Genomic DNA, 17,802 nt, shown 5'->3' on the forward strand with positions numbered 1-17,802 from the left:
TATCCCTTAGCTAATGCCAAGAAATTAATCGCTTATGAGAAAAATTTACACACTTTTTTTATGTGCCATACTGTGTGCGAGCATCACCGGTGTCAACGCACAAAACAACTTCTTCAGAAAGGCCGATCCGGCCACACTTTCCAAAAGTAAAGGCGTACGCGCTATCATCCCTTCTAAGTACGAAGCGGTATCGGTAGATATTTTTGCGATGCGCAATTTCCTCTGGTCCCTTCCGGAAGAGAAATCAGTCAATGCCAACCGCGCGGCGGCTCCAGTGATCACCCTGCCCATGCCCGACGGTTCCAATGCCCGTTTCCATGTATGGGAGAGCAGCATCCAGGCACCCGGGCTGGCTGCCAAATTTCCCGAGATCAAAACCTTCGCCGGTCAGGGGATCGATGATCCTGCTGCAACGATCCGTTTTGATTACAGCCCTTACTTCGGTTTCCGGGCACAGATCCTTTCTCCCAATGGCCGGATCTATATCGATCCTTACGCAAAAGGAGAAACGGATAATGTTATTACCTATTACCAGCGCGACAACCTCCGCGGGCGTTCGTTTAAATGCGGTACCGAGGATATTCCGGTTCCGGAAAACACCGCCAACCGCGTGATGGCTGGTCCCTGTCGTGGTACGGAACTGAAAACCTACCGGCTGGCCATTGCCTGTACCGCAGAGTATGCAGCGGCAGTAGGTGGCGGTCTGGCTGGCCCTACCCATGCGGCTATCGTTACTTCTGCCAACCGTGTGAACGGTGTGTATGAAACCGAACTGGCCGTACGCATGGTATTGATCGCCAATAACGATCAGATCGAGTACCTGACCAACCCCGATCCCTACAACAACGTCATCAGTTCGGCAGAACTGACCAATAACCAGAACAACCTGAACGCGACAATCGGTGTAAATAACTATGACATCGGTCACCTGTTTACTTCGGATGATAATGGCCTGGCCTCTGTCGGGAGTGTTTGCGTTTCGAACAGAAAGGCAAGCGGTGCAACAGGTAGCCCAAGTCTGATCGGCGATGGCTTCGATATCGACTACGTTGCACACGAAATAGGACACCAGTTCGGAGCAGGTCACAGCTACAACTCCAGTCAGTGTGCCAGCCCCGGCGGTTCTTATGAAGTAGGTGGTGGCACCACGATCATGGCTTATGCCGGTATCTGTGCTGCTTCAGAAAATATTCAGCCTAACAGTGATCCCATTTTCCATGCGATCAGCTTCGACCAGATCAGCAACTTCCTGTCAAGTGGTGCCGGCACCACCTGCGGTGTGGCTACGCCAACCAATAACACGTTGCCGGTGATCACTTCCATGTCTGCCAACAACCTCAACATTCCGATCAATACGCCATTTACATTGGACGCCACAGCTACCGATGCAAACGGTGATGCGCTTACGTATAACTGGGAAGGGTGGGACATTGGCGCTGCCGGTCCATCCTGGATTGCTGCGGCCACTACTACCACCCGACCCTTGTTCCGCACACGTGTTTCCAAAACAACCGGTTCACGCACCTTCCCTGATCCGCGCGTAATTGCGGCCAACTACCCCAACAACGGAGCACCTTCCGCAATGGACGGTCTGCGCGGTGAAATATTGCCCCAGGTGGCACGCGCCATGAAGTTCCGTGTTACCGTGCGTGATAACCGCGCAGCAGGTGGTGGCGTGGTTTCCGGTGGTGATGGTTGCCAGAATACAACCGTATTCACAGTAAATGCAGTTGGTTCAACACCATTCACGGTTACTTCTCCAAACGGTGGCGAAAGCTATCCCGGCGGTTCTACTCAAACCGTAACGTGGAACGTGGCCAACACCAATACTGCACCGATCAGCGTTACCAATGTTAAGATATCGCTGTCTACAGACGGCGGCCTTACGTTCCCGACCGTACTGCTGGCAAGCACCGCCAATGACGGTTCTGAAGCAGTAACATTCCCTGCCGTAACCAGTACTACTGCCCGTGTGAAAGTAGAAGCGATCGACAATATTTTCTTTGATATTTCCAACGCTAACTTCACGCTCACTACACCTGTAACAGGTTTTGATTTTGGTGCGGCTACGCCCGCAACACTTAGTTGCCCCGCTCCGGCAAGCACCGCGTTTACCTTCACCACTTCCGGTGTAAGCGGATTCAGCACACCGATCAATCTTACCGCAACCAACGTGCCCGCAGGTGCCAGCGTATCTTATGCTGCCAATCCTGTAACACCTGGTACATCGGTGACGGCCACAGTGAGCGGACTCGCTTCATTGGCTGCAGGAACATACACAATCACCATTACCGGCACCGCAGGTGCTGTGGTAAGAACACGTGATTTGCAGATTACCATCAATCCTGGTGCAGCTCCAACAATCGGCACACAACCTTCTGCAGTTACCTCCTGCGCAGGTTCCAATGTGAGCTTTACCGTTGCCGCAACCGGCGCTACCGGCTACCAATGGCAGGTAAGCACGGATGGTGGCACCAACTACACCAATGTTTCCGGTGCAACAACCGCAACACTTTCACTCAATGCCATTGCAGCTACACTTAATAATAACCGCTATCGCGTAGTGGTAGCCGGTCAGTGCGGAAGTGCTGTTTCCAATCCTGCTCAACTGACTGTGCAGACGGCTCCTGCTATTTCTGCGCAACCACAGAATGCAACATTGTGTCTCGGCAGCAACGCTACCTTCTCTGTAACGGCTTCCGGTACCGGGATCAGCTACCAGTGGCAGCTCAGCACTGATGCAGGTGCTAACTTCAACAACATCGCTGGAGCCACCAATGCATCCTTAACGGTTAACTCTATCACTACCGCGATGAACAACAACCGTTACCGTGTGATCGTGAGCGGTACCTGTCCTTCACCGGCAACCTCTTCTGCGGCTACATTGGCCGTGGTGAGTCCGCCTACGGTAGGTACCAACCCGACCAGCACGGCTATTTGTGCTACCGGCAACGTAACCTTTACAGCGTCTTCCACATCGCCGGGTGTACTGTATCAATGGCAGGTAAGCACCGACGGTGGTGCCAACTACAACAGTATTGCCGGCGCAACAGCGGCAACCTTGCAGGTAAACAACGTCACTACCGCAATGAACAACAACCGTTACCGCGTAGCGTTGACCAACGCAACCTGTACCGCTCCTGTGTTCTCTACAGCAGCCGTATTAACGGTAAATGCCCGGCCGACTGTTGATCTTACTGCCACACCGTTTACCAACCTGCTGCCTGGTCAGCAGACCACACTCAATGCGAACATCGTTCCGAGTGCGGCCGGCTTCAACATTACCTGGTACTTCAACGGTAATGTATTGCCCGGTGTAACAGGCACCAGTTTCCTCGTTGACTCCGTAAAAGTTGGCGATTATAAAGTAGCTATTGTGAATACGACTACCGGCTGTAACAATGAATCGAGCGTACTGAGCATCGGAGCTACATCCAGCTCAAGACTGTTCATTTATCCCAGCCCGAACAATGGCCGCTTTACGGTTTCTTACTTTAACTCAAATGGTCAGAACACGAGCCGCCTGATCACTGTATTCGACTCCAAAGGAGCCAAAGTGTATCAGCGTCAGTTTACCATTACCGGTCCTTACCAATTACTCGATGTTGACATCCGTCCGTTGATGGGTGGCATCTATCACGTAGTGGTAGGCGATGCATCAGGTAAAAAACTGGTAGAAGGTAAAGTGCTGGTTGTAAACTAATCAGGCTTTTTTCTAAAAAATAATGAATAGCCACGTCCTCAAAGACGTGGCTATTCTCTTTGAAATAATGTACACTAGCGCATTTTAGCTTACCTTTGCACCTTCCAAAAAAGACCCGGCTATTCCGGGAAACGCAGACTTAATAATTTACGAAACATGATCAGTGTTAAGGACCTTAAGCTGGCTTACGGCAAAAGGGTATTGTTTGAAGAGGTTAATCTCAATTTCACCAAAGGCAATTGTTACGGCGTAATCGGCGCAAACGGAGCAGGAAAGAGTACTTTTCTGAAAATCCTCAGCGGAGAGATAGAGCCTAACAAAGGCGTCGTATCCATTACGCCCGGAGAACGCATGGCCGTACTCAAACAAAACCAGTTTCAGTTTGACGAAGAAACAGTCCTCAATACCGTAATGATCGGCCATACCAAACTGTGGGCGGTGATGAAAGAGCGTGAGGCGATTTATGCCCTCGCCGACTTTACTGAAGAAGACGGCATGAAAGCCGCCGAACTCGAAGGCGAGTTTGGAGAAATGGATGGCTACATGGCCGAGAGCAATGCCGGCACCCTGCTCGGAGAACTGGGCGTGGGAGAGGAGTATCACCAGGCATTGATGAAAGACATTCCTTCTACCCTTAAAGTACGTGTGCTCCTGGCACAGGCGCTGTTTGGTAACCCCGACATCCTGCTGCTCGATGAACCTACCAACGGTCTGGACATCGAAACCATCGGTTGGCTGGAAAACTTCCTGGCCGACTATGAAAACATCGTCCTCGTAGTGAGCCATGACCGTCACTTCCTCGATGCCGTGTGTACACATATCGCCGACGTAGACCGTCAGAAAATCAAGATATTTACCGGTAACTATACCTTCTGGTATGAAAGCTCGCAACTGATGGCCCGCCAGTTGAGCGATAAGAATAAAAAAACAGAGGAAAAACGCCAGGCACTTATCGACTTCATCGCACGATTCAGTGCCAACGCGTCAAAGAGCAAGCAGGCAACCAGCCGGAAAAAAGCCCTGGAAAAATTGTCTATTGAAGAAATTGAACCAAGCTACCGCAAATACCCGGGCATCATTTTCCAACCGCTGCGGGAAGTAGGCAACCAGATTCTGAACGTAGAAAAACTGACAAGCTCAGTCGATGGACGTATCCTCTTCAAGGATGCTACTTTTTCTGTCAACAAAGGGGATAAAATCGCTTTCCTGAGCCGCGATCCGCTGGCGGTAACAAGCTTCTTTAATATTATCAATAACGAAGGCTCTGCCGATTCCGGCACCTTCGAATGGGGCACAACCGTTACTACGGCTTACCTGCCGCAGGAAAACAGCAAATACTTCAATGAGCCGCTGAACCTGATGGATTGGTTGCGTCAATACGTACCACCGCATGTAACGGATGTAGATGAACCGTTCCTGCGCGGCTTCCTGGGCAAAATGTTGTTCAGTGGTGATGACGTAACGAAAATGACCAATGTACTCAGCGGAGGTGAAAAAGTGCGTTGCATGCTCAGTCGCATGATGCTGCAAAACCCCAACTGTATCGTACTCGATCAGCCGACCAACCACCTCGACCTGGAAAGCATCCAAAGTTTCAACGAACAGTGTATGGAATATAAAGGCATTATCCTGCTTACGAGCCATGACCATACGTTTATGCAAACGGTGGCCAACCGCATCATCGAGCTGACGCCTAAAGGCATTATCGATCGTCTGATGACCTTCGATGAATACCTGGACGATAGCCGCGTGAAAACGCTTCGCGAGGAAATGTATGCCTGAGAATAGGTAATAAGTTTAGGTATAAGGCATAAGCATAAGGTGTAGGGTATAAGGTTTAAGGTTTATGGATTAGAATCGTGGCGACCTTATTCACGATTGACTTTTGAATTTTTCCACAGGGTGTCAATAATTTTTGGGTTGGGGTATTTGAATAAGATAAAGAACGATATATCTTAGGGTCAGCAACCACAGTTCTTTACACCCTTTTCTGGGATCCAAATTCCTCCTTTCACCTGTTAATCCGCGCGGGAAAGACCTCATATCCGGCCGTCGGTATGTCAGTGAAACTGATATTCGGGTTGAAGCCAGAAACAAATTGATTGCCCTCCAATTAATATTGGGGGGCTTTTTTTATTTAGTAAAGTGATAAGAATAATAAAACAAGGTTGAACAATCATTTAACAAAGCCACATTCCGAAGTGCCGGATCAAATTTTCAAATTGAATTTGCACTTGCTGCCGTCCCTGTCTTATCTTTAATACATGGAGCAGAACCGTCGCCGCAATATCATTGTTACCGGGGCATCCGGAAATCTCGGAGAAGCTGTAGCCCGTCGTTTCTTTGACGAAGGGTACAATGTGACCGGCACATTCGGGCACGGAGATGCTACGGCTATCGCACGCAACGGCGTTCTTTGGGAAAACAATGTAGTGGACCTGAAAAACGAAAAGGCCGCGGGTGAATTTGTAGCCGGTTGTACAAGAAAATTCAGGCCGTTGGATGTGGCCGTACTTACAGCGGGAGGCTATGCGCCGGGCGATCTCGAACACACGGTTGTGGAGAATATTACACAACAGATGGAGATCAACTTCCTTACTGCTTACAACATCATCCGGCCTTTATTTCCACATATGTTAAAATACGGGCGTGGAAAAATATATTTAATCGGTTCGCTGCCCGGAGAACATGCACCGAAAAGCGCCTCATCGCTTGCTTACGGCTTTTCTAAATCCTTACTCTTTCGCCTTGCAGAAGCTTTACAACCTGAAGCTGCCGGAAAAGGCGTGGCCTTTACTGTTATCGTTCCCTCTACTATCGATACACCGCAGAACCGGAAAGCGATGCCGGATGCGGATTTTTCCAAATGGACATCTCCTGATGTTATCGCGTCTGTTATCTACGACGATGCGCAATCTGCTACCCAGCCGGGTAAAGAACCGGCAGTGATTCATGTATAGTATGCCCCTTCCACACCGCAAAGTGTGGAGATAACGCTTCACCAATCAAGTCATTACACGCCTGAAAAAGTCTGGCAAGCCCTTTGCAAAAGTTAGGTCGATAACGGCCAACTGCATCATTCTCTACCGGTTGGACTGATAGTACAGATCAATGCTGTCAGACAAAGATGCGGTTGGTTATGCACTCTAAAAAACGAATAAAGTTTGTTAACCTAAAAAGCAAAAAAATGAAGCGTATCGTTTTATCCGTTCTCTCACTGTTTACCCTTGCCGCCGCAGTGAAAGCACAAAGCACCACAAGCCCCATGTCATCCCCAGGCTCGTCCGTAATTATCAAAGGAGGTGTAAACTTTGCCAACATCTCTAACAAAGACGATGGAGGCTATGATGACTCCCGCATGCTCACAACCTGGCAGGCAGGTATCGTTGGTGATTTCAACATTACCGAATTCCTCGCCATTCAACCCGGTATCTTTTATTCAAGTAAGGGTGTAAAACTTCAGAACGGTAACCCCGGTGACCTGGATTATGTGAAAACAACATTCAATCCCCAGTACATTGAAGTACCAGTAAACCTGGTATTCAAAACACCGACTGGTGCAGCTAAACTGTTCTTCGGTGCTGGTCCTTATGTAGCCATGGGTGTAGGCGGTAAATTCAAAACAGACACCGAACTCTTCGGTAGTTCAGAATCAGACATCGAATTCAACGATGACGATCCGCTGACAGAAGAGCAGGAAGATGCAGGTGTATTCCGTGTACGTCGCTTCGACTTTGGTCTGAATGGTCTGGCAGGTTTTGAAGCTGGTGCTTTCGTATTCACTGCCAACTACGGTCTGGGTCTTGCTAAAATTGCTTCTACAGGTGATAACAGCGAAGACCGCAACAACAAACACCGTGTGTTCAGCCTGACAGTAGGTTTCAAATTCTAAGCATAACGAATTGTGTTTTTCAGCAAAGACGGCGCCCCTCAAAAGGTGCCGTTCTTTTTTTGGGTGAATCGTGAATCGTCAATGGTCAATCGTGAATCGTAAATCGATCTCCGTTGTTCTTTACACGAGCCAGGGAAATTTTATTCAATACTTAGCGAGCGCTCTTGTTGGTCTCCGACCAACAAGCAAGTGTGAGGTTCCCTTGCGCCCTCGCTGGTCTCGGACCAACAGGTAAGCGTGAGGTTTCTTTTCGCCCTCGCTGGTCTCCGCCAACAAGCAAGCCTCAGATTTCTTTTAGCCCTTGTTGGTCTCCGACCAACAAGCAAGCGTGAGATTTCCTTGATAGGCTAAGGATGACCAGTTCCGTTGGTTTGCAGACCAAAGGCGGCATGATGCCGGATTGAAAAGTTTTAAAAATCTTCCGAACAGTTGTGGTGAAGACACGAACCACCAGGCGGCTACCGCTTGCGCAGGTCAAACGTTCAGTGTTCAGTACATTGCCGGTCCCTTTTCCCGTGCTCAGGTATTACGACGCCTGAATACCCAATTGGCATACCGCTCTTTTCCCTACATTTTATATCTTGCACGCCCATACGTCCGTAAAAGAAAAAATATGTTTGGAAAAACTACTTGGATTGGCCTGCTGGCTACTTTATTACTGATTGCCGGATGTTTTATGAACTGGATCATTATTCCGGGACATGATATCGTAATCAGCGGCGTGGCGGCGGAGGGCACACGTTACGGCCGGCCGGGTTATTTCCATTTCCTTACTGCCTTTTTTTTCCTGGTGTTTCTTTTTACCCCGCGCATCTGGGCCAAAAGACTTAACCTGCTGGTCGCAGCACTCAATATGTCCTGGGCAATCCGCAACTTCATCGTGCTGGGAAGCTGCGAGGCAGGAGAGTGCCCCGAACGCGAAGCCGGGTTTTATGTTGTATTGGTTGCTTCAGCCATCATGCTTGTCGTTTCCCTGCTGCCCGATTACAAGACGCCGAAACCCGCCACAGGAGACACTCCCGGCGAATAAAAATTTCCTGGAATGTTAAATCCTGGTTATATTCGGTGTCCGGCGTCCGAATCGTATTACCATTCCCTTAGAAAACACATTCCCGTCATGTGTTGCAGTGAAAGGAGCTGAGTCTTCAGTACCTGGCATCTCCCCACATGCATTTCGTCTTTTTAGACCATAGCACTACTGTTAAGCAGCTCCGGTAAGTGAGACTAACTTTCTCCTATGGGTCAGTTATTTGCGCGCGATCCTTAACAGCAGTGATATCAACAAAAGATTTTAAACGGCTTAAAGCTGAGTTTACAGAAACTTAACACAGAATTTTTACCGGCACAGAAAGCTTTCTGTTCATAGGTAAAATTATTGTGTCAGGGTAAAAACCTGGTCGGGCAGGGGAAAAATCCATTGTCCGGAATTTGGCTGAATACTTAGTAATACAATAGTTTCGCTGTTCGCATAGAAATCGAATTGCCATCTTTCGAAAATTCAACTTTCCAATTTCCTCCTGAAGCCACTCACCTGGAAAACATCTTCTTTTCATTAAAAAAAGGATCTATGAGGAAAATTTACTTATTTCTTTCTTCGATGTTCGTTGCCGGCGCGGCATCTGCGCAAATCAGTCTCACCAATTTAGCGCCTGCCTATTCGCAGGACTTCGACGGGATGGCGGCAACGTTGAACCTTCCGGCCAACTGGCGTATGGGGGCTCAAACAGCAGCACCAACATGGACAGGCGGTGCCACTGTTGTTACGCAACAGGCAAGTTCGGGTTCGCCTTCTGCGGGAGGAACTTATAACTTTGGATCTTCTGCCTCCGAAAGAGCTATCGGTGCCATGACTTCGGGAAGCTTTAATAGTCCCAACAACCCAATGGCATTCTTCGTTAACGACGGTACTACCAACATTACCGAACTGACCGTAGGCTATGATGCCGAACGCTACCGTGTTAACTCCGCAGCAGCATCTATTCAGTTTTTCTACTCCACTAATGGCACCAGCTGGACTTCGGTTGCTGCAGGCGATATTGCAACAACTTCATTCCCGACTGGCGGCAGCTCCTATACGTTGGCGTCTCCATTGACGATACCCAAAACCGGTATTGCAATCAGCAGCTTAAGCATTGCGCCCGGCAGCAATTTCTACCTGCGCTGGCTCATCAATACCACAGGCTCCAGTTCGCAAGGCATTGCCATTGATAATGTATCTGTAACGGCTACTTATGCTGCCACGGCTTCCGGTCTTTCAACTATTGTTGCAGGACCAGTGACAGCGCCGGCAAGCATTTCATCCCTGGTAAATAATTCAGGTGCGGCTTCAACCAATTTCAGTTTCAGTGTGGTGGATGATGGCAGCACGAACGACGCCGATCCTACACTGATCAACCAGATCATTATCGGTCAGGGGGCCAACAACGACGCATTATTGTCCAACTGGACACAGGCAATCGCCGGTGCAGAATTGTCTGACGGTACGAATACCGTTGCCGGTACCATCAGCGCAACCGGTATTACCTTCGCTTCACTGCCAACTACAACGGGAGCGATCGGTTATGTAGCGGACAACGCAACTAAAAACTATACGGTGAAAATATGGCTCAATACAGCCCTCGGTGGTACACTGCCATTGACCATCGATGGAAAGCCGTTTGAATTCCAGGTGCAGACTTCTTCTGTAAGCACTGCAGGGGCGGGTAGCTCAGGTATTGCTGCCAGCCAGTCTGTAAGTTCAGGGGCCGGCACCAACGTAGTTACCGTTGCCGCTTCACAGTTGTCTTTTGTACAAAATACAACCTCACCCACCGGATTGAATACCGCAATGACGCCTGCCATAACCGTCAGTGCCAATGATGCAAACGGCAACCGCGACCTCGATTTCACCGGTAGCCTGCGTGTAACCTCTACCGGTACACTCAGCGGCACGCCTGTGGTAACAGCGGCAGTAGCAGGTCTTACTACCTTTGCTTCGCTGACGCACACCGCAACCGGTACAGGCCTCATGCTTAACATTGAAAGAGATGGAACCCTCGACTGGGATATTACCAGCGCAGCTTTCGATATCCAACTTGCTTCTGCTCCCAGCGACTATTTCCGTTCTGCTGCAAGCGGTAACTGGAATAGTGCCACTACCTGGGAAACTTCACCCGATGGATTAACCTGGACCGCTGCCACTATCACTCCAACAGCGGCGGCCAATACCATTACCATCCGCAACGGTCATACGGTAACCGTTACCACTTCCGCTACGGCTGATCAGATCGAGATCGCCACTGGTGGTGTATTGGAAAATGCTTCCACAACTGGCAACCGTCTTACGATAGCCGACGGAGCAGGAGATGACCTTATCATCCATGGTGGTGGTGTATACCACGTAACGTCCGGTCTTGGTTATACCAACTATCAAACAATCAGCGCCGGTGCAACCGTACTGATCCAGACCAACGGTATCATCCGCCTGGGTACAGGGGGCTCTATCGGCGGCGGCGGTCAGAATGGTTTCCTCGTAACGGCCACTACCTATATCTGGGAGAACGGCGCGATCTTCGATTGGAATACAACCGCAGTACCCGGCACTACCGGTGTTACTTTCTTCCCTGATGCAGTACTGACAACGCCTATTCTCCGCATCTCTGCTGCACTTGCGTCAGTAGGAGGTGGTACAGCACTTACGGTTAACGGTATACTGGAAGCAAATGCCAATGTCGGTTTCACCGGAACAAGCGATAAGATCTTCCGTAATGGCATTACCGGTACGGGCAATGTTACCATTGCCAATGGAGTGGGTGCATTGGTGATTGACGGAACAACCGCCACACTGGGTGGTACAGGTACCATCAACCCGAACGCCAACGGACTGGAAATTGGCGTGACCACCACTGTTACCCTGCAATCCGCCAAAACAGTAAACGGCGACATCAACCTGCAGGGCAGCGGTTTCATTGTGCTGGGCAACAACAACCTGATTGTTGGAGGCAATATCAACAACGTTTCTCCCACAGCTTATGTCCGCACGAATGGTACAGGTGTACTGCAACTCAATACAGTGGCCGGAACCCTGCGTTCATTCCCCGTTGGCAACAGCACCTACAACCCTGTAAACATCAACAACGGCAGCAGCCTCAACTGGAGCGTACGTGTTGAAGATGCCGTCAATAATGTTGTATCTCCGTTTAATACCAGCAAAGCGGTTAACCGCACCTGGCATATACAGCCTTCGGCTACCGTATCGACCGCTCCCGATATCACGCTCTATTTCGACGATGCAGACAATAGTCAGCTTGTGAATGATGTTGCTTATAACGGTGATCCGGTAAGAACGGTACGCGTGTGGCATTATAATGGAAGCGACTGGGTTGCTGCAGGTGGTATCGAGCCGCTGACTCCCGGCAATGGTTTACAAGCTGTAGCTCTCACAGGCCAGCTCGATTTCTCACCTTTCGCCATCAGCAAAACCACTGCTGCACTGCCGGTTAGTTTCGGTAATGTAAAAGCCGTACAACAAGGTACAGGCATCCGCATCGACTGGTCAAATCTGACGGAGCGTAACGTGCTCAACTATTCTGTTGAACGTTCGGTCGACGGACGCAGCTTTACCGCCATCGGCGATGTAAACGCACGTCTCAACAATGGCGAGAAAGCGGAATATTCCTTCCTCGATGCAACTCCGGTGCGTGGAATCAACTACTACCGCATCAAGTCTGCAGAGAGCGATGGCCGCAACAAATTCAGCATTGTTGTGAAGGTTGATATCAGCGAAGGACAAACTACCGTAGTAGTGTTGTATCCCAACCCGATCGTTAAAGGTCAGCAGCTTTCCCTCCAGGCGACAAGCCTCGCCAAAGGCACTTACACCATCCGTGTAGTGAACATGCAGGGACAGCAGATCGTTAACCAGGTGTTTGTACACCAGGGTGGCGCTATCACAGAAGCTGTACAACTGCCGGCGAATGCACAGGCAGGCACGTATCAGCTTATCATCGCTGGTGCCGAACAACAAATGGTTCGACCTTTCGTGATTCAGTAAGCTTAACCGATTTTCTTATAGCAGACCGCTTCGTTTTCCGCGAAGCGGTCTTTTTTTATACAGTGGTTTTTGCCTGGTAAAAAAACGAGGGAGGAAGTCAATTACCTGCTGCTGCTCTTTTAGGGGAGGTAAATTCTGCCAATCATTTAAAAAAACTTTGCGTTAACAACGGGGGAAAAACACGCGGAAATACCCGTAATGCATTATGGTTTTTAGGTGTTAATGCTTAAATATAAAAGCGGAAAATTCCGCGGCATGAATATCACGTATAAGTACGTTCTATGAAGAAAATCTTTGATCTAACTTCGTAAGACTGACAATCAGATCAGATCGAATTCCTATTGAAATGAACCAATTTTTATCCCGGATAAACCGGGTGTTGTCATGTATGTTGTTCGTCTTCTTCATACACAACAACACCAATGCCCAGCTGCACGCCGATTTCTCAGCCTCCGTTACCGAAGGCTGTTCTCCGCTTGTGGTACGCTTCACAGATTTGTCCACAGGTAACCCCACCTCGTGGAGATGGGATCTGGGCAACGGTACTATTTCCACCCTGCAGCATCCCACCGCTTCTTATTTCAATCCAGGTACTTACAGCGTAAAACTTGTTGTGCGCAATGGTGCCAATGCAGATTCCGTTGTACGCCAGCAATTGATTACCATTTTCCCTAAACCCGTTGCTTCATTCACCGGCACCGGCACGGCGGGCTGCTTTCCGCATACCGTACAATTCACGGATGCCAGTTTGCCCGTAAGCGGCACATTGAGCAGCTGGCTATGGGACTTTGGCGACGGTACTACTTCCACTCAGCAAAACCCCTCACATACTTATACCATCGCCGGTAACTTTACCGTTACATTGCGCGTAACCAACAGCCACGGCTGTACTGAAGTTTTTTCTATTCCTTCCTACGTTTCCATCACGCAAGGCGTAAAGGCGGACTTCACCAATACCACGGCGCAAACCTGTGAAGCAAATCCTACCATTCAATTTACCAATACGTCTACAGGCCCGGGTAACCTGAGCTTTGAGTGGCAATTTGGTGATGGTGGTGTTTCGGCAGAACAAAATCCTTCACACACTTATACGGCGCTGGGTTCCTACACGGTTATGCTGGTGGTCATTAGCCCGCAGGGTTGCCGCGATACCATCCGTAAACCTAATCTTATTTCCGTAGGTACAATCAATTCAACGTTTACATCACCCGATAGCGTGTGCGTAGGTAGTCCTGCATCTTTTGTGAATACCACGAGTCCTGTACCGGGTGTATCTGTCTGGCACCTCGGCGATGGCACAATGGCTACGGGTTTAACGGCAACGCATGCGTATACAACAGCTGGTACTTACACTGTAAAACTGGTAAATGATTTCGGCGCATGTAAGGATTCCATTACGCGTGAGATCAAAGTAAATCCAAAACCGCCCACAGGTTTTACGGCAAGTGCCACGCAATCCTGCCAGGCGCCATTCAACGTTTCCTTTACACCAGCCGCATCCGGCAATTATACTTACGAATGGAGCTTTGGTGATGGTGGCACATCCTCCGCTTCCAATCCTTCGCACACTTATACCGCGCCGGGTGTGTATACGGTGCAACTGGTCGTAACCAATGCGTCCGGTTGCCGCGATACATTGACCCGCACGGATTATATCAATATCGAGTTGCCCGAAATAGTAATCGAAGGCTTTCCGGTTACCGGTTGTGTGCCGGCTACCGTTCATCCTACGGCCACCGTTACGGTTAACGAACCGGTGGCGTCTTATCTCTGGAATTTTGGAGACGGAACTACTTCCTCATCGGCCACACCCGCCCATACCTACACGCGCGCCGGAACATACGATGTAGCATTGACCATCACAACAGTTGGCGGTTGTACACGTACTGTTACCATTAACCGTGCAGTAAGGGTAGGTGTGAAGCCCAATGCCGATTTCAGTGCATTGCCTCCGGATGTATGCGCGTCCGATCCTGTCCAGTTTACCGACAACAGCACAGGGGATGACATTGATGAATGGTTCTGGGATTTCGGCGATGGTGGTACTTCCAACCTGCAGCATCCTTCACATCTTTACAGCGATACCGGTTATTTCAGTGTAACGCTGATTGTAATGAGCAATACCTGCGCCGATACGGTCCGTTACACCAACATCGTCCACATTAAACCGCCGATCGCTTTGTTCGATGTGGCAAATAATTGTACTGACAAATATTCAAAGCAGTTCACCGATCGTTCGATCGGGCCTGAAACATGGTTCTGGGAATTTGGTGACGGACAAACTTCTACGCAGCAGCATCCTTTGCATACCTATGCTTCACCAGGTACGTATACGGTTATGCTGACAGTGACCAATGGCAGTTGCTCGCACCGGACAACAAGAACGGTAAGGGTGATAGATGAAAAAGCAGCGTTCACACCGGCGAGCCCCGAAGTGTGCCGCAACACAGCATTGGTCTTTACCGCAAATGGGATCAATAGTGCGAACATCCAATCATGGCAATGGACTTTTGGTGATGGCACGGCTGTATCGAACAATCAGCAGTCCGTATCGCATACTTATACAAATGCCGGTACTTATACCGTTAAACTCGTTATCGTCGATGCGCTCGGATGCGTAGACAGCATTAAGCACACGATCAATGTATACGGCGCAACGGCAGCCTTCCTTCCTTCTGCACCGGCCGCCTGTATTTATAATCCTCACATCATGTTCAACGACCAGTCTGTGACAGACGGACAACATCCGATCACGAGTTGGGAATGGGATTATGGAAATGGTATAACGGAAGTAAATACGGCTCCTCCTTTTGGGCATACTTATGCTACGGCCGGTACTTATACCGTGTCGCTGACCGTTACGGACAGCTATGGTTGTAAGGATAAAGTAAGCCGCACGGCAGCGGTCATAATCTCAAAACCGGTGGCAGATTTTTATTCGCCGGACACTGCATCCTGTATCGGCAAACCGGTCAGCTTTATCAATAACTCATGGGGGGTGCTGCTGAACTACACCTGGGACTTTGGTGACGGACAAGGCGCAACAGCCATTAATCCGGTTCATAATTATTCCAATACAGGTTTGTATCCCGTGAAATTGGTGGTAGTCGATCTTTATGGTTGCCGCGATTCCATTACCAAACCTGACTATATCAATATCAGCATGCCGCAGGCCGGCTTCACGGTATCCGATTCGGTAGGCACCTGCCCGCCGCTTGAAGTACGTTTCACCAATACTGCAGTGAATGCACGCAGTATTACCTGGGATTTTGGTGATGGCAATACTTCTGTGCTGACAGATCCTGTGCATACCTATACGTTGCCCGGTATTTATTTCGCGAAGCAGATTATAACCGGTCCGGGTGGTTGCCAGGATTCGGCGATTCAACGCATCGAGTTAAAAGGGCCTTCCGGTACGTTCAGTTACACACCGCTCGTTGGTTGTAACCCTTTGACTGTAACTTTTACCGCCACCGCTTCCAACGCCGCTACTTTTCTGTGGGACTTTACCGATGGTACGACAGAATTGACTTCGGAGCCGACCATTACCCATACTTATGCCACAGCCGGTGAGTATATACCACGTATCATCCTGCGTGACGCGGCAGGATGTGCCGTGCCTGTCCAGGGGTTGGACACGATCAAAGTGACCGGTGTGGTAGTCGACTTTTTTGCGGATCGTCCCGCTGCCTGCGATCAGCTTACGGTGAACTTCTCCAATACAACCGTGAGCAACGATTATATCACGGGATGGTTGTGGAGTTTTGGCGACGGCACTACCAGCACCGATGCTGCGCCGCAACATTTCTACGCCGCTCCTGGCGATTATGATGTTAAACTTGTTGCCCAAACACAAACAGGCTGTTCCGATTCGCTTACGCTTCCGGCCGCGGTGCGCGTATATCCACGACCACTGGTTGCCGTTCAGGGCGCTACTGAATCCTGCGTACCTGCGGAGATTCAATTTGGAGGTTTAGTGAACCGCGGTGATGCAGCTTCGCTGCAATGGGACTGGCAATTGGGAAATGGCAATACGGCCAGCGTGCAGCAACCACCGCTGCAAACCTATGCTACCGCAGCTACGTATAATATCCGGCTTATAGCAACCGATACAAACAATTGTCATGATACCACAACGCATACATTGATCGTACATCCGTTGCCGGTTGTAAGCGCCGGACCTGATCTTGTGGCCTGCCTGGGTACGCCTTTACCATTGCGGGCAACCGGTGCGAGCACTTATCTGTGGCAACCTGCCGCCACATTGAGTTGTGATGACTGTGCGGCTCCACTCGCTATTCCGCAGGATGATATTCAATACATCGTCGAAGGAGTGAGCGCTGCGGGTTGTCGCAACAAAGACACGGTAGCCGTGCGGGTGCGCAAACCTTTTGTAATGGAAACAGGCCCAGGTGATACCTTGTGTGTGGGTCAGAGTACGCGGTTGTCTGCTTCAGGTGCCGACAGCTATACCTGGTCGCCGTCGGCAGGATTAAGCAGTACGTCTTCACCAAGACCACAAGCCAATCCGACCACTACTACAACTTACCGCGTCATCGGACGTGACAACGATAATTGTTTTGCAGATACGGCAGACATACTGGTTAAAGTACATCCTATTCCGCAGGTGGAGGCCGGGCCTGATCAGACGCTGGCTGTTGGTTCGGCTGTACAATTGCGCGCCACGGGTTCTGCCGACGTCACGGCCTGGAGATGGTCGCCGGCTTACAACCTCACCTGTATCGATTGTCCTGCTCCATCGGCTTCTCCGCGGCAGACGACAAAGTATGTAATCGATGTGACCAACGAAGGAGGCTGTTCCGCCCGTGATGAGTTGACGGTTTATGTGGTGTGCAACAATGGCAACCTGTTTGTACCGAATACATTTTCTCCTAACGGAAATGGCATGAACGAAGTGTTTTATCCGAGAGGCAAAGGACTGCAGAAAATCCGTTCCTTCCGGGTGTTCAACCGTTGGGGGGAGCTGGTGTTTGAAGCGCAGAATTTCAATGCCAACGATGTTGCTGCAGGATGGGATGGCACCTATCGCGGCAAGAAGCTGGCTCCCGATGTTTTTGTATACAGCATCGAAGTGGTTTGTGAGAATAACGAAATATTATCCTATAAAGGTGACGTGACTTTGTTGCGGTAGGCCTTTGAAATTCGAATACCTAT

Annotated in this window: 7 protein-coding genes; all 7 read left to right on the forward strand. The window is 49.8% G+C overall.

Annotation, left to right across the window (positions count from 1 at the left end; all coding sequences use genetic code 11):
- The first annotated feature begins 34 nt into the window (after positions 1–34).
- The 7 genes from H608_RS20900 to H608_RS0101975 all read left to right on the forward strand — a co-directional run bounded on the left by H608_RS20900 (position 35) and on the right by H608_RS0101975 (position 17,779).
- On the forward strand, positions 35–3,703 hold the full coding sequence (locus tag H608_RS20900) for a reprolysin-like metallopeptidase (RefSeq protein ID WP_038006802.1): 3,669 nt from the start codon (positions 35–37) through the stop codon (positions 3,701–3,703).
- 156 nt (positions 3,704–3,859) lie between these two features.
- Complete coding sequence (locus H608_RS0101950) at positions 3,860–5,485, forward strand: ABC-F family ATP-binding cassette domain-containing protein (RefSeq protein WP_028786197.1); 1,626 nt, start codon at positions 3,860–3,862, stop codon at positions 5,483–5,485.
- A gap of 482 nt (positions 5,486–5,967) precedes the next feature.
- A complete protein-coding gene (locus H608_RS0101955) occupies positions 5,968–6,663 on the forward strand; it encodes an SDR family NAD(P)-dependent oxidoreductase (protein ID WP_028786198.1) in 696 nt (231 codons plus the stop codon).
- 227 nt (positions 6,664–6,890) lie between these two features.
- Positions 6,891–7,595 (forward strand): porin family protein, encoded by a 705-nt coding sequence (locus H608_RS0101960; protein WP_028786199.1) that lies wholly within the window; start codon positions 6,891–6,893, stop codon positions 7,593–7,595.
- 613 nt (positions 7,596–8,208) lie between these two features.
- Positions 8,209–8,625 (forward strand): hypothetical protein, encoded by a 417-nt coding sequence (locus H608_RS20905; RefSeq protein ID WP_211227019.1) that lies wholly within the window; start codon positions 8,209–8,211, stop codon positions 8,623–8,625.
- Between the two features lie 537 nt (positions 8,626–9,162).
- Positions 9,163–12,627, forward strand: a complete 3,465-nt coding sequence (locus H608_RS0101970) for a T9SS type A sorting domain-containing protein (protein ID WP_081658759.1) — start codon at positions 9,163–9,165, stop codon at positions 12,625–12,627.
- Between the two features lie 388 nt (positions 12,628–13,015).
- Entirely contained in the window at positions 13,016–17,779 is a 4,764-nt protein-coding gene (locus H608_RS0101975; RefSeq protein WP_028786201.1) for a T9SS C-terminal target domain-containing protein, read from the forward strand.
- Positions 17,780–17,802 lie beyond the last annotated feature (23 nt).

It is taken from the genome of Terrimonas ferruginea DSM 30193 (assembly GCF_000425585.1).
Lineage (GTDB): Bacteria > Bacteroidota > Bacteroidia > Chitinophagales > Chitinophagaceae > Terrimonas > Terrimonas ferruginea.

Excerpts from the sequence above, each read along its gene's own strand:
- H608_RS20900 (WP_038006802.1), top strand. The coding sequence starts at position 35 with ATGAGAAAAATTTACACACTTTTTTTATGTGCCATACTGTGTGCGAGC.
- H608_RS0101950 (WP_028786197.1), top strand. The coding sequence starts at position 3,860 with ATGATCAGTGTTAAGGACCTTAAGCTGGCTTACGGCAAAAGGGTATTG.
- H608_RS0101955 (WP_028786198.1), top strand. The coding sequence starts at position 5,968 with ATGGAGCAGAACCGTCGCCGCAATATCATTGTTACCGGGGCATCCGGA.
- H608_RS0101960 (WP_028786199.1), top strand. The coding sequence starts at position 6,891 with ATGAAGCGTATCGTTTTATCCGTTCTCTCACTGTTTACCCTTGCCGCC.
- H608_RS20905 (WP_211227019.1), top strand. The coding sequence starts at position 8,209 with ATGTTTGGAAAAACTACTTGGATTGGCCTGCTGGCTACTTTATTACTG.
- H608_RS0101970 (WP_081658759.1), top strand. The coding sequence starts at position 9,163 with ATGAGGAAAATTTACTTATTTCTTTCTTCGATGTTCGTTGCCGGCGCG.
- H608_RS0101975 (WP_028786201.1), top strand. The coding sequence starts at position 13,016 with ATGTTGTTCGTCTTCTTCATACACAACAACACCAATGCCCAGCTGCAC.